Below are 14979 nucleotides of genomic sequence, written 5' to 3' on the forward strand. Positions count from 1 at the left end.
AACACAATATTATAAAACATTAAAAAATTATTAATTAAAACAATAAATATATAATAAAAAAGCAGCAACCTCACAGTTACTGCTTTAAAAAAATAAAAAAGTTTACACTCTATTTTTTAAGTATTTTAACCGTCTGCTTGGAACGGTCTTTCATATCCAATACCATCAGATACATTCCTTGTTTCAAATCACTTAAGTAAAGTACAGAAGATGGATTGTCAATAGTTTTCACCAGTCTTCCCGCAAGATCAATAATGGATATTGACTGCACTTTAGAAACATCAGAAATAGTCAGCATATCGGTGAAAGGATTAGGATAAGCCTTAATGCTGTTATCTTTTGCAGCTATTTCAGAAGTTGCCAGATTAGGGTTCTGTTTTACTTCCAGATTATCTAAAAGAACATCATCATAGAAATATCCGTTACCACTTACGTTTTTATCTACTGTAAATCGTACCTGAATGGTAGCTCCGCTATAAGAAGCGGCTAACGGAATCCCTACTGTTCTCCACTGATTAGAATTTGAAGTATCGCTAAAGATAGATACCCATCCGTTTCCATCATTCACTTCCACGGTCAGCTTATTGTTATCATATGTAGAAGGCACTACGGTAGTTCCTGTAGATGTAGAATGATTTTTGTACCAGTCAAAAGAAACATAAGGTAACGCTACTCCTGCCAGACTGATGGATGGAGTAACCAGTTGTACGGTATTCGCTCCTGCTCCAGTGTAAGGTGAGCTTGCATCTACCCATGCATAAGTACCTGCTGCTTTTCCGTTATTAGCTGCACTGGCACCATAATCTGAGGCACCTGCAAATTTCCAGAAGAGATTAGCGTCTGTTGTTGTAGCTGTAGGATTCAGGCTATTCCAGCAATTAGGCAGAACTCCGGCATCAAAGTTTTGAGAAAAAGGAGCGGTCATTACCCCACAAAGCGTAGTGAAAGCTACTGATCCTACCCAAGGGCTTTTATCCCCGGTGCTGCATGCTGATCTCACCCAAACATAATAGGTTGTACTTGCTGCCAGTCCGGATAGCGGGGCTGAAGTTGCTGTTGTTGTCCCTGTTGGTGCTGTTGCCGCAACAGGAGCAGTGGTATTTGTCGAATAATAATATTCATATCCGCTGGCAGGTGGCGTGGCAGGTGCAGACCAGGAAATACTTGCTGAGGAAGAAGTAATACTTCCTGCTGCAGGAGAAACAGGTTCAGCACATGTTGGAACGGCTTCGATGACAAAATCATCAATATGGAAATCAATATCAGGAGTTGTAGAGCTTGTAGTAGCTACAAATGCAATTTTCACATTTCCTGAATATCCTGTCAGATCTACAGTTTCAGTCTGACCGGTATTAGAATAAGTTCCGGCTCCCGTATATGTTTTTACAACATTAGCGTTGCTCCAGGTTGTCCCTCCGTCTGTAGAAACAATTACTCTTACCTGATGAGTTCCTAATGTAGTCTGGGAAGAGGTTGATAAATATCCCGTTACCGCTATTCTGTATTTTATTCTATACATTCCCGGCGTACTTCCAAGGTTGATGGCCTGTGAGATTAGCCAGTCTCCCGTATTCGTTCCGTATAAATTCAATCTTACAGCCGCATTAGTGCCGGTATTAGCAAAACCGGCCTCAGAGGCCCATTTACTGGAACCGTATGTTAATGTAGAGGAAGCAGCAACGTCTCCTTTGGCTGCTGTCCAGCATGCCGGTGTAAATGAAGTGAACCCTTGTGAAACGGTAGGAGCATTTTCAACGCCGCAGATTGTTGTAAAGTTACGTTCCGTACAAGAAGCTGAATTACTTGTTGCGGTATAAGCATTAAGTGTGTAATAATATTTTGTGCTATAATTAAGTGAATTAGGCAGTGTATAGGTAAGAACATTCCCTAAATCGACATTATTCATCACATCAGTTCCTCCGGATGTGGTACCGATGGATAATTTATATCCGGTAGCATCAGTTACTGCAGTCCAGTTAATCGTTGGAGTAAGAGAAACTCCTGTAGCAGATGACGCAGGTGCACTGACTGAAGGACAGCCGATATTTTTAGTGGTAAATGTTGTCTCAGTACATCCGCTTGCCGTTCCGAAGCTGTTTGCAGGCATAATGGTCGCATAATAAGTCGTACCATATAATAACGGTGTTGCAGCAGGTATGGTATAGGTAAGCACATTCCCTACGTCTACTCCATTCATCACATTGGATCCTCCCGGTGTGGTTCCCAGTTTAATTTTATAAGAAGTTGCTCCCCCTACAGCATTCCATTTGATACTTGGGGTAAGCGAAACTCCTGTTGCCGCATTGGCGGGTGCAGTCGCTACAGTACAATCAGGAATAGCAATGGCTGCAATTTTCACGTTATCTACGTAAATATCATCACTCCCGTTATCTCCTTTGGCCAGAAATCTTACGATAGCATTCGGGCTCGATGATCCTAAATCTACGAAATTGGTCGTCCATGAAGCTGAAACTCCGAAAGGAGATCCTAAATCGGTGAAAGTATTTCCACCGTCTGTGGAAAGCTGAATTTTCAGGACATCTGTTCCCGATGGATTAATATAGTCGAAGCTTAATGTTCTGTTACCTGATCCTGAAGATAAGTTGACATACAGGTCCATATAGCCTGATGCATACTGACAGTTATAAGAGTGGAATCTTGCGGCAGGGGCTACAGCATTCCCCGAAACTGTTGAAGAGCCGCTATTACCTGTCCATCCTGATGCTGAAGTAAATCCGGTACTGGCACTTGCGATATCACTTTGCCTCCACGAATTATCTCCTCTTGCCGGCCATGTTCTCCAATAATTGGCATTCGGCAGATCCAGAGTAGAATTTCCATTGGCCCAGGTACTAAAGTTTTCTGTAAAAGGCAATGTTGCGTAGGCTGCAGGAGGTGTCTGCCATATTCCCGGGGTATAAGTAAAAGTCAACCCTGAAGCCGGAACTGTTGTTCCATTGGTCGTTCCCAGAGTGGGTGTAGAAGTAATGGCAGTTCCTACTGTAAGTGCCGTCCAGTTTGTTCCCGTTAAATTATTGGTATCAGAACTTTCAGATCCTCTTATCCCTACCTGTCCAGATAATGTTGCAGTTCCGGAAACACAGTTTCCATACACAATAGCTACCGTTTTGGCAGTAAGATCGAGCTGAATCTGAAAATTCAACAGCTGAGCTGCAGAAGCAGAATTTCCCTGTACATCGGTATACTGTACAATAAATTTAGAGCCTACGGTTTCGTATGAAATCTCAGAAGTTGTAGTATTGGCATTTTTTAAATTGACAGCAAATCCTGCAAAGGAGGCATCAAATGTCGTTGGGGAAATATCCGCGGATAATCCTAAATATGTTGCATTGGTTGCTGCAACTCCTAAGGTAACAAAACCATTATTACTAATATAGACTGAACTATATTTCTGGTTGTTGTAGGTAAAAGGAGTTGGTAAAGGAATTGCTCCGGATACCAGATCTGTTGCCATCGTAGCTCCGGATTGCCAGATAGTTCTGTTAGCAGACAACGGTGTATAGGTGTCCATAGACTGAGTAAACCCATAGCCGTTACTTGTATTGGGATTGGCTGCCAATGGCGGACCAACCTGTGCGGACACGCAATAGTAAAATGCAGTCAGGCACGTGAGTAGAATTTTTTTCATATAATTAGTAATAATAAAAGTTAGGGCGGTAAATGTATAAATATTAATTTAAATAATAAAAATTATTACATATTATTAAATAAAACCATTAAAAACAGACATTATTTTAAACTAAATTCAAACACTTATTTAAATTTAACATTTAATTCATAATTGAATGAAAAATAACAAAACATTAAAAATCAACATATTAAATATAATTAACATTAAAAAACGTTGTGAAAAATTTTCTATTTAATATAAAAAAAGATTAAAAAAAATATAGCAATATATTGAATTAGCAAACAAAAAAAAGCGACCCATGAGCCGCTTTTCAGATATGTATCATAGAATTTACTTCTAATTAAGATAAAATTCATATTTATGAAGCAATTGTATTTCCTTGATAAGGTCTCCGTTCAGATCAACAGAATGCTTCATAGACTGCACCTCAATATGTGAGTCGTCTTCAATATTTTTAATAAAGAATTTCAATTTCTGACTGCCTTTATTCCGGTCCAGAACCGTTCTGAAAAAATCGAGATCTTCCGCTCTTACATCCATCACGTCCATTACCAGCGATATACTTTTGGCAAATCTTTCAAATGCTTCCTGAAGTTCTATAACATCATTTACATTGACAAAGACTCTTCCGTCTTTTACCTTAGCAAATTTGATTTTAAAAATCACAAAACGCTGAACTTCAAGCTTTTCTTTCAGCCTCATATAATCCCGGTCTCCAAGCCTGAAGGAGTACGATCCTGAATAATCTTCAAGCGTAACAAAAGCTACTTTTTCTCCACTTCTGAAGCCATCCTGAACTCTATATTCCGTAATCAGTCCTGCTACCGTATACTCTTTTCCACCGCCGCCGTTTTCACGTTCTTTCTGAAGTGTCTTCCAGTCTTTCTTTTTTTCCTCAAACAGCTCTTCCTGTTTACTGGCAAAAGCCTGTTCTTTATAAGCATCCACCTCATCAAGATTTAAAAAAGAGAAAGTTCCTTTCGGCTCTGCTTTTTTTGTCACTTCTTCTATAACTTCTTCATCTCCTATCGATATATCATCGGATACAATTTCTGTAAGATCTACTGTTTCATCCTGAGAGTCCTGTTCTAAAACCGGCGTTTCCTCCGTACCAGTTTTTTCTTCTTCATCTTTTTCCAGTACTGCTTTCTTCGACAGTTGTCCCTGCATAAACTGATACTGATACTTAAATTCATCCAGCGGATGGGCAGAAAGATAGAAGCCTATAATTTCTTTTTCTTTATTAAGTTTATGCATATTAGGCCATTCAGGACAAGGAGGCAGCTTAGGTTGCTCAATCTGAACTTCCTCTGCAAAATCAGCAAACAGAGAGTGCTCCATCTCATTTTTACTTTCCTGGAAGCTCTGCCCATATCTGATCAGCCTTTCAAGATTTGTTTTTCCGGCCATATCGATATCAAAATACTGGCCTCTGTGGAAAGAGTCCAGTTCATCAAAGGCACCGGCAAGCACTAAACTTTCCGCCACTCTTTTGTTCATTTGTGAAGGCAATATTCTTTCAAAGAAATCGTAAATATTTTTGAATCTTCCGTTTTCTCTTTCTCTCGTAATCGCTTCACTTGGCCCTTCTCCTATTCCTTTAATCGCTCCCAGTCCAAAACGAATCTGTCCTTTTTCATTTACAGAGAATTTATACTGAGATTCGTTTACATCCGGTCCCAAAACATCAACCCCCATACTTTTACAATCTTCCATGAACATGGTGATAGAATCTGTGTTGTTGATGTTATTACTCATTACACTCGCCATATATTCTGCCGGATAATTCGCTTTCAGGAATGCCGTCTGATAGGCTACAAAGGCATAACAGGTAGAGTGAGACTTGTTGAATGCGTACTCCGCAAAAGCTTTCCAGTCATTCCATATTTTTTCCAGCGGACCTTCGTCCAGGTTATTTTTACGGCCTCCTTCTATAAATTTAGGGTACATTTTATTCAGAACATCAATCTGCTTTTTCCCCATTGCTTTTCTTAATGTATCAGCTTCACCTTTGGTAAAGTTGGCCAGTTTCTGGGATAAAAGCATTACCTGCTCCTGATAAACCGTAATTCCGTAGGTTTCTTTTAAATATTCTTCAGTCTCCGGAAGGTCATAAACAATCTCTTCAACTCCGTGTTTCCTGTTAATAAAGTTCGGAATATACTTGATTGGCCCGGGACGATATAACGCATTCATGGCAATAAGATCGGCAAAAACCGTAGGTTTTAACTCTCTCATATACTTTTGCATTCCGGGACTTTCATACTGGAAGATACCTACTGTTCTTCCCTCTTTAAAGAGCTGATATGTTTTAGCATCGTCAAGCGGAATTTCATCCTGATCAATTTCGACCCCGTATCTTTCTTTTACAAGCTTTAGAGCATCTTTAATAATGGTAAGTGTTCTCAGGCCCAGAAAGTCCATTTTCAGAAGTCCCGCACTTTCAGCAACGGAGTTATCAAACTGTGATACCAAAATATCAGCATCTTTAGCAGCAATAGTTACCGGAACAAGATTACTTACATCTTCAGGAGTAATAATTACACCGCAGGCATGGATACCTGTATTTCTGATACAGCCCTCCATTTTCTTAGCACTGGCAAGTACATCGTGACGGGAATCATCAGGGCTCTCAAGAACATATCTCATCTCATCGACAAGCATTTGCTCTTCCGGTTTTAATTTCTCATATTTTGCCAAAGCTTTGGCAATATTCATTCCGGGTGTGGAAGGAATAAGCTTGGCAATATTATTGGTATCGGGAATAGGAACATCAAGAACCCTTCCCGCATCTTTAATGGCAGACTTTCCACCCAGTACGGAATAGGTAATAATCTGTGCCACCTGGTTCTGACCGTATTTTTCAATTACCCATTTGATAATTCTGTCTCTTCCTTCATCATCAAAGTCAATATCAATATCAGGCATGGAAATTCTTTCCGGATTAAGGAATCTCTCAAAAAGGAGATCATACTTAATAGGGTCTACATTGGTAATTCCGATACAGTATGCCACTGCAGAACCTGCCGCCGATCCTCTTCCCGGGCCTACCCAGACTCCCATCTTACGGGCTTCGTTACAGAAATCCTGTACAATAAGGAAGTATCCCGGATATCCTGTATTCGCAATTACTTCCAGCTCAAAATCAAGACGTTCCTTAATTTCATCGGTAATTCCCGTCTCTACATATCTTTTCTTCGCTCCCTCATACGTCAGATATGTAAGATAAGCCATCTCTCCTCTTTTACCTCCGTCTACATCATCTTCCGTATGGATAAATTGTTCGGGAATATCAAACTTGGGAAGGAGAACATCTCTTTTTAAAGTATATGGACTGAATTTCGCTAAAAACTCTTCATAGGTATCAAAAGCATCAGGATAAGCAAGAAAAGCTCCTTTAATCTCATCCGCGTTTTTCATATAATATTCTCCGGTAGGCAGCCCTCTTCTTTTACCAAATCCTTTTCCGATAGGTGTTGAAAGCTTTTCTCCATCTTTAATGCAACTTACAATATCCTGAATATTGGCATCATCTTTACCGGTATAAAAGGTTTCGTTTTGCGCAAGGATCTTGACATTATATTTATCTGCAAGGAACAACAGAACTTCATTTAAATGCTCTTCTTCCGGTAAATTATGATTTTGAAGCTGAACATAAAAGTCATCCTCAAATGTATCCTTCCACCATTTGAAAAGTTCTTCCCCTTTCTGTTCCCCCGTATTAAGGATAGCATCGGGAATATCACCGTTAATACCGGAGGTCAGGGCAATCAGTCCTTCTTTATATTCCGCAATCAGGGCACGGCTGATTCGGGGAACTCCAAAATAGAAGCCTTTTAAAAATCCAATACTGGAAAGTTTCGCCAGGTTTTTATATCCGTTAAAATCTTTCGCCAAAAGAACCACCTGTGTTCTTCTGTCGGGGTCATCTTTGGTAAACTGTTTTTGTTCATACCGGTCCGAAATATAAAACTCACACCCCACTACAGGAATAAGCGGATCAGAAACAGGCTCCGTTTCTGTAAATTCAGAACCGTTTTCTGCTGCTTCCTGTTTTTTTTCAAGATATTCTTTATGTTTCTTGGACCTGTCAGAATTGGCAGATTCTACTGCTGAAACAAACTTAAAAGCACCCATCATATTCCCCAGATCTACCATTCCCACTGCAGGAAAGTTATCATCAGAGGCTTTCTTTATAAGATCATTGATACTGGAAGTAGCCAGCAATGTTGAAAAAACACTGTGGTTATTGAAATTGAAATATTTCCCAAGATCAATCTCATCAACACTTCCGAAATCTGCCTGTTTTTTCTTATTATGGAAATCTGCAACCTGCCTCCTGATAACAATACCAAAAGGTTTTATGGGCTCCGGATAAAGACTTTTAAAATAAGCAAGCTGATCCTCGGACACTTTTAGAGTTTCAGCAGATACAACACCGATCCGGACCATCTCGAAGAAGACCTGAGCGGTTGCATTTACGTCAGCTGCCGCATTATGGGCTTCGTCAAATTTATTCCCATAAAGCTTTTCATAAAGTTCTTCAAGTTTCGGTGGCTTAAACCTACCGCCTCTGCCACCTCCCAACTGGCAGTAATCTGTTCCCAGAATCATGGTATCAGCTCTGGGTTTTTCCTGTAAATTATCTTTTAGATTTTTTCTGTAAAATTCAGCGCCTACAATATTGTAGTCAAACTCCACATTGTGTCCGGAAACCACTCTTACACGCTCCAGCACTTTGGAAAATTCTTCCAGAACCTCCTGAAGATCACGTCCTTCTTCATTAGCAATTTTTGTTGTAATCCCGTGAATTCTGGCTGCATTAAAGGGGATATCATACCCTTCAGGCTTTATTATATAATCCTGATTTTCAATTAAAACACCATTATCATCGTGTAATTGCCATGCAATCTGAACCATTCTTGGCCAGTTGTCTGAATCTGAGAGCGGAGCGTTAAAATTCTTTGGTAAACCGGTTGTTTCTGTGTCAAAAATTAAATACATATAAATTTCTAACTTTTTTAAGAAAGAGAATGTAAAGTTACTTCATTTTTTTCGAATGACTTCTTTCGCAGTACAATAAAAATAAGAATTAAATTCACAAAAACACAATCTAAACTCAGTTAAAAAATCAACCAATATTCAAAGAATAAACCATCATTTAAACATTACAACAAAAAAAATAGGAAATATTTATGAAAAATAATCTTTTTAAAAACATTTTATTATATATTTGACTTATAATATTTTTTTAACATTTTACCAACTTATCATGAAGAAACATTTACTTTTGGTCAGCACTTTGGCCATTACGCTAATAAGTGCGCAAAACAATGAAGGATTAAAAAGAGAGTTTGAAAAACAAAACAAAGAGAACAGCGCAAAGTTTGACTCTTATGCAGCAAGGCGTTCAGCCACCAGCAGAACCCCTGAAGCTCTGAAAGAAATTGAAGAAAAAAGGACCAGTTTAGCCGGCTTTATGCCCAATGGAAAACCTTTTTTTTACAGGAATGAAGATATGGACCAAATTAAAAATGCAAATGCTGACTTTCTTCAGGATGGAACAGTAACCGGACTTACCGGAGCATTTAACGGTGAGAATATTAAATTTACAATATTTGACGGAGGAAGAGTTTTTGGAGGACACGTATTCTTCAACAACGGTACCAACCGAATTACAAACAAAGAAGCCAGTACACTGAATTATGCAGCACACTCTACTGCTGTCGCCGGTTTCATAGGAGCAAAACCATATTCACAGACCGTGACTTTTACTGATGGTACTTCCAGAGCAATCAATTTCCAGGGAATAGCAAAGAACTCAACCATGGATTCTTACACCTTCCGTGATTCTACATTACCGGGTGACACCTCAACAAGTACAGTATTTCAAAAGATTCTGACCGCTCAGCCTAAAATATCAAACCACTCTTACGGATCAAATGTAGGTTGGGATCTGCAGACAGTAAACGGCGTCGACGCATGGGTATGGAATGGCGTTTTCGACAGTCCAGGGTCTTCATATGACCTTCAGGGAACCTACTTCGGAAGCGATCAAAACTATGATGCGATTGTTTATAACAACCCTGGCTATGTTATTGTAAAATCTTCAGGAAACTATTTTGGATTTGGACCGAACTACCCAACACCCGCTCCACTTCCGGCATATTATACTGATGATAATGACAATCTTGTACCGTTTGCTGCGACAGATGTATTACCTACTACAAACTGTGCTCAGGGATTTGATTGTATTGGCCCTGGTTCACTGGCAAAGAATATCATTGTTGTAGGAGCTACTGACAGAATTACTGCTAATTCAGGAAGATATACTGCCTCAGCAGATGTCATTCATTCAGATTACAGTAGTGCGGGACCTCGTGATGATGGAGGTATCAAACCGGATATTTCAGCGGTAGGAACAGACGTAGGAAGTGCATCTACTGCAGAAAATACCGTGGGCAGCCAAAGCTTGACCGTAGGCAGCGGAACTTCTTATTCAGCACCTGTAGTAACCGGAGTGATTGGACTATGGACCCAAATTAACAAACAATTATTTGACGGAACAGAATTAAACGCTGCCGCAGCTAAAACCTTAATGATTCATTCAGCTGCTGAAGCAGGAAACCCGGGACCGGATCCATTGTTCGGGTGGGGATTCATTGACGCGAAAAAAGGAGCTGAATTATTAGTAGGAAAATCTAACAACACCGTTATTTTCAATAACGAAACATTAAATAACGGAGCGGTTAATTCTAAGACAATCCTGGCAACAGGAAATACTCCGATCAAAGTAACCATTTCATGGATTGATCCGGAATACAAATTACCGGCATCAATGAGCTGGAGTGACGCTTACAACAACAGAAGCTCAAGATTGGTCAATGATTTGGATCTTAGAATCACCGACATGGAAACAAACACCGTTTACTTACCGTGGAAATTAAATGCAGCAAGTCCAAATACAGCCGTTAAAGGTGACAATACCGTAGACAACGTAGAACAGGTAATTGTAGATGCTCCTGTAGCAGGAAGAAATTATAAAATTGAAATTTCACATAAAGGAACATTAAAGAATAACGCCAATCCAAGTGTTACAGCTCCTCAGAACTATTCAGTTATCGTGACAGGATTCAATCAGGTATTGGGAACTCAGGACACAAAAACGAATACACTGGGTGAATTGGCAATTTCTCCAACGATTACCAAAGACGTAACCAATATATTGAAAGCACCTAAAAAATCTACTTTCACTATTTATGATATGTCCGGTAAAAAATTACAAAGCGGCAATATCAACAGCGATAAAGAAAGTGTAGACCTATCTGCTTATACAAAAGGGATTTACATTATTGAAGTAAAAACTGATAAAGACGTGATCTCTAAAAAAGTGATTAAAGAATAATCATCAATAACATAGATTTATTACAAAATACTAACAGTTGTTAGTATTTTGTTTTTTTATGTATATTTGCTTTCTATGGAAAATACACTTCACGAAAAAGTTTCTCAGGATATATTACTTAAGGCTTACAACCATATGATGCTGGCCAAAGCGATGGCAGATATTTATGAAGAAAACAGAAATGTCTGTAAATACGTTCATAGTACATCAAGAGGTCATGAAGCCATTCAGCTGGCAACAGCTTATCAGCTCAAAAAAGAAGACTGGGTTTCTCCTTATTACAGAGATGAAAGCATTCTTTTAGGAATTGGCTTTGAACCTTATCAGCTCATGCTTCAGTTATTAGCTAAAGCTGATGATCCTTTTTCGGGAGGAAGGTCTTATTATTCCCATCCATCCAGCAGAGATGAAAACAAGCCCAAAATTATTCACCAGAGCTCTGCTACAGGAATGCAAACCATTCCTACAACTGGCGTTGCACAAGGAATAAAATATATTCAGGACTTTAATCTTCAGCATTTTGAAAATAATCCTGTTGTGGTTTGCAGCCTTGGTGACAATTCCGTTACCGAAGGTGAAGTAAGTGAAGCTTTACAGTTTGCAGCTCTGCATCAGCTTCCTATTATTTTTCTGGTTCAGGACAACGAATGGGGGATTTCCGTAACTAAAGAAGAGGCAAGAACCTGTGATGCTTATGATTTTGTAGCAGGATTCACAGGACTAAGCAGAATGAGAGTAGACGGCACTGACTTTACAGAAAGCTTTGAAGCGATGAAAAAGGCCGTAGACTTTGTAAGAACAGAAAGAAAACCTTTAGTAGTCTGTGCAAAAACAGTACTGATCGGTCATCATACTTCCGGGGTAAGAAGAGAATTCTATAGAGATGAAGAAGATTTAATAAAACACAGAGCAAAAGATCCGGGAGAAATTCTTAGAAATCAGCTTCTGGAAGCGGGAGTGGATGAAGATCTTTTAAAACAGATTACCAAAAAAGCACGTCTTGAAGCGGAAGAAGCTTTCGAAAGAGCTAAAAATGCAGAAGATCCGGCTCCGGAAACAGTGATGCAGCATGTCTTCGCTCCTACTCCTATTACAGAGGAAACAGGAACACGTGAGCCAGCCGGCGGAGAAAAGATCGTTATGGTAGATGCCGCTATTCACGCTATTCAGGAACTGATGTGGAAACACCCTGAAGCTCTTCTGTACGGGCAGGATGTAGGAGAAAGAATCGGCGGAGTTTTCCGTGAGACGGTAACTTTAGGGAAGAAATTCGGAAGCAAAAGGGTTTTCAATACAGCCATTCAGGAGGCTTACATCATTGGTTCCACAACCGGGATGAGCGCCGTTGGCTTAAAACCTATTGTAGAAGTTCAGTTCGCAGACTACATCTATCCGGGAATCAACCAGCTTATCACTGAGATCTCTAAATCAAGCTACTTAAGCGGCGGAAAATTCCCTGTCAGCAATATTATCCGTGTACCTATCGGCGCATATGGCGGTGGTGGGCCTTATCACAGCGGGAGCGTTGAAAGTATTTTAGCTAATATTAAAGGAATCAAAATTGCGTATCCGAGTAATGCCGCAGATTTCAAAGGACTGCTGAAGGCTGCTTATTATGATCCTAATCCGGTTGTCATGCTGGAACATAAAGGATTATACTGGAGCAAAGTTCCGGGAACAGAAGATGCAAAAACCATTGAGCCGGCTGAAGACTATATCCTGCCATTCGGAAAAGGAAAAGTTATTATTGAAGCTGATAAAAATGAAACTGAAAAAGGACGAACTTTAGTAATCGTAACTTACGGAATGGGAGTTTACTGGGCTAAAGAAGCCGCTAAAAACTTTAACGGAAGAGTTGAAGTAATAGATCTGAGAACTTTAATCCCTCTGGATGAAGAACTTGTTTTTGAAAGAGTAAAAGCCCACGGAAAATGTATTGTTCTTACTGAAGAACAACTCAACAACTCTTTTGCAGAAGCTTTTGCACACCGTATTTCCAAAAACTGTTTCAAATATCTGGATGCCCCGGTAGAAACAATGGGCGCTCTGGATGTCCCTGCAGTTCCTATTAATCTGATACTGGAAAAAGAAATGCTTCCGAACGCTGAAAAGCTAAGCAATAAAATTAAAGAAATGTTTACTCATTAATTATACAAACCTCTGATTTTTCAGAGGTTTTTTTTATTATTTTTAATAAACAGAAAAGATGGCTTATTTTGGTATCTATTTTGTTTGTATGCACATCTAAAATTCCTCACAGCTCTATGATCACTACAAAGTACATCAATTATAAACAGGTCCTTAATCTATCGGGTACTCATCTTATTTTAATTTCAGCATGGTGCACCCTTATTGCCGTTCTTTTTTATTTTTTCAATTGGGAATGGATGACAATTCCATGGGTTCCTGTTGCTTTGATTGGTACAGCAGAAGCCTTTTTAGTGGGCTTTAAAAATAATCAGGCTTACGACAGGCTTTGGGAAGCCAGAAAAATCTGGGGCGGAATTGTGAATTCAAGCCGCTCATTTGCATCAATGGTTTACGCTTTTGATACCCATAATGAAGAAATAGGAACTTTTGATCTTGAGGACCGGAAAAAAAGAATTGTATACCGCCATATCGCCTGGCTATACACTTTCCGCGAGCAACTTCTGATTCCAACAGAATGGGAACATATCGGAGCAGAAAACAAATTTATCAATACCAATCTCAGAAGAAACAGACTCATCAAAGCAGGATTTCCGGATTACGGAAGAGCTCCTATTTTTCTGCATAAATACCTTTCGGAAGAAGAATATGACCTCAAAGATCATTATAAAAATTTTGCTACTTTTCTGATTTCTCAACAGGCAAAAGATATTAATGAACTGAAAAACATGAATGCCATTACAGATTTCAACCAGACTCAGCTTCAGAACAGCCTCAATGAATTCTATAATTTCCAGGGACAGGCGGAGAGAATCAAAAAATTTCCTTCTCCCAGACAATTTGCCAGCACAGCATTTATTTTCAATATACTGTTTATCATGCTATTACCACTTGGACTCGTGAATGAATTTGCCAAATTAGGAGACTGGGGCATCTGGACGTCAATTCCATTCTGTATTATTATTGGCTGGATTTATATTATCATGGAACTCGTGGGAGATTATTCCGAAAACCCTTTTGCAGGGCTTATGTTTGATGTCCCAATGCTTTCTATCTGCAGAACTATAGAAATTGATCTTCTTCAGATGGGCGGAGAAACAGACCTTCCGGACCCCATCGCATCCAAACATGGCGTACTGGTATAAGAAAACAAAAATTTACAATAAAAAAGAGGAAGGTTATTTCAGACCCTCCTCTTTTTTATTTTATAAAGCAATTGCCGTTGTATTTTTCACTTCGGAAATCATAAATGAACTGTGTGTACTGGCAATATGCTGAAGAGTAGTAAGCTTTGTCAGCATAAAACTACGGTAGTCTTCAATATCTTTCACTCCTATTTTGAGAATATAATCATAGTCTCCGCTCACATGAAAACATTCTGTAACTTCCTGAAGATTCATCACTTCTTTTTCGAACTGTAATACAAATTCTTTTTTATGCTGTGTTAGTTTCACATGACACAAAGCAATAAAATTCCTATGGATTCTGCTCCTGTCCAATAAAGCTACATATTTTGAAATAACTCCGGCATTTTCCATCTTTTTTACCCGTTCATAAACTGCTGTAACAGATAAACCGAGCTTACCGGACAGTTCTTTGGTGGTTTGTTTACAATCTTCCTGTAAAAATACAAGAAGTTTTTTGTCAGTTTCGTCAAGTTCCATAGATAAATTTTTGGTGAAAATTTAATATCACCGAAGATACTAAATATATTTTCTAAATAAACAATGATTTTTAGTTTTATATTCTATAAATTCAAATTTATATTGTAATA

At 39.0% G+C, this 14979-nt stretch carries 6 protein-coding genes; 3 read left to right on the forward strand and 3 right to left on the reverse strand.

Going from position 1 to position 14979, the window contains the following annotated elements; genetic code table 11:
- Window positions 1-109 precede the first annotated feature (109 nt).
- Window positions 110-3649, reverse strand: coding sequence for a T9SS type A sorting domain-containing protein (locus tag JO178_RS04325; RefSeq protein ID WP_291932223.1), 3540 nt, complete (start codon window positions 3647-3649; stop codon window positions 110-112).
- Between the two features lie 339 nt (window positions 3650-3988).
- Complete coding sequence (dnaE, locus tag JO178_RS04330) at window positions 3989-8656, reverse strand: DNA polymerase III subunit alpha (RefSeq protein WP_291932226.1); 4668 nt, start codon at window positions 8654-8656, stop codon at window positions 3989-3991.
- A gap of 268 nt (window positions 8657-8924) precedes the next feature.
- Between dnaE and JO178_RS04335 the strand changes: the two genes are divergently transcribed.
- From JO178_RS04335 to JO178_RS04345, 3 genes are all read left to right on the forward strand, one after another.
- Window positions 8925-11057, forward strand: a complete 2133-nt coding sequence (locus JO178_RS04335; protein ID WP_291932229.1) for a S8 family peptidase — start codon at window positions 8925-8927, stop codon at window positions 11055-11057.
- Between the two features lie 75 nt (window positions 11058-11132).
- Window positions 11133-13205, forward strand: a complete 2073-nt coding sequence (locus tag JO178_RS04340; RefSeq protein WP_291932232.1) for an alpha-ketoacid dehydrogenase subunit alpha/beta — start codon at window positions 11133-11135, stop codon at window positions 13203-13205.
- 116 nt (window positions 13206-13321) lie between these two features.
- Window positions 13322-14350, forward strand: a complete 1029-nt coding sequence (locus tag JO178_RS04345; protein ID WP_291932236.1) for a bestrophin family ion channel — start codon at window positions 13322-13324, stop codon at window positions 14348-14350.
- Between the two features lie 60 nt (window positions 14351-14410).
- Here JO178_RS04345 and JO178_RS04350 read toward each other — a convergent pair whose 3' ends face one another.
- Window positions 14411-14869 (reverse strand): Lrp/AsnC family transcriptional regulator, encoded by a 459-nt coding sequence (locus JO178_RS04350; protein ID WP_291932239.1) that lies wholly within the window; start codon window positions 14867-14869, stop codon window positions 14411-14413.
- Between the last annotated feature and the right edge of the window lie 110 nt (window positions 14870-14979).

The sequence above is a fragment of the Chryseobacterium sp. genome (assembly GCF_019236175.1).
GTDB lineage: Bacteria > Bacteroidota > Bacteroidia > Flavobacteriales > Weeksellaceae > Chryseobacterium.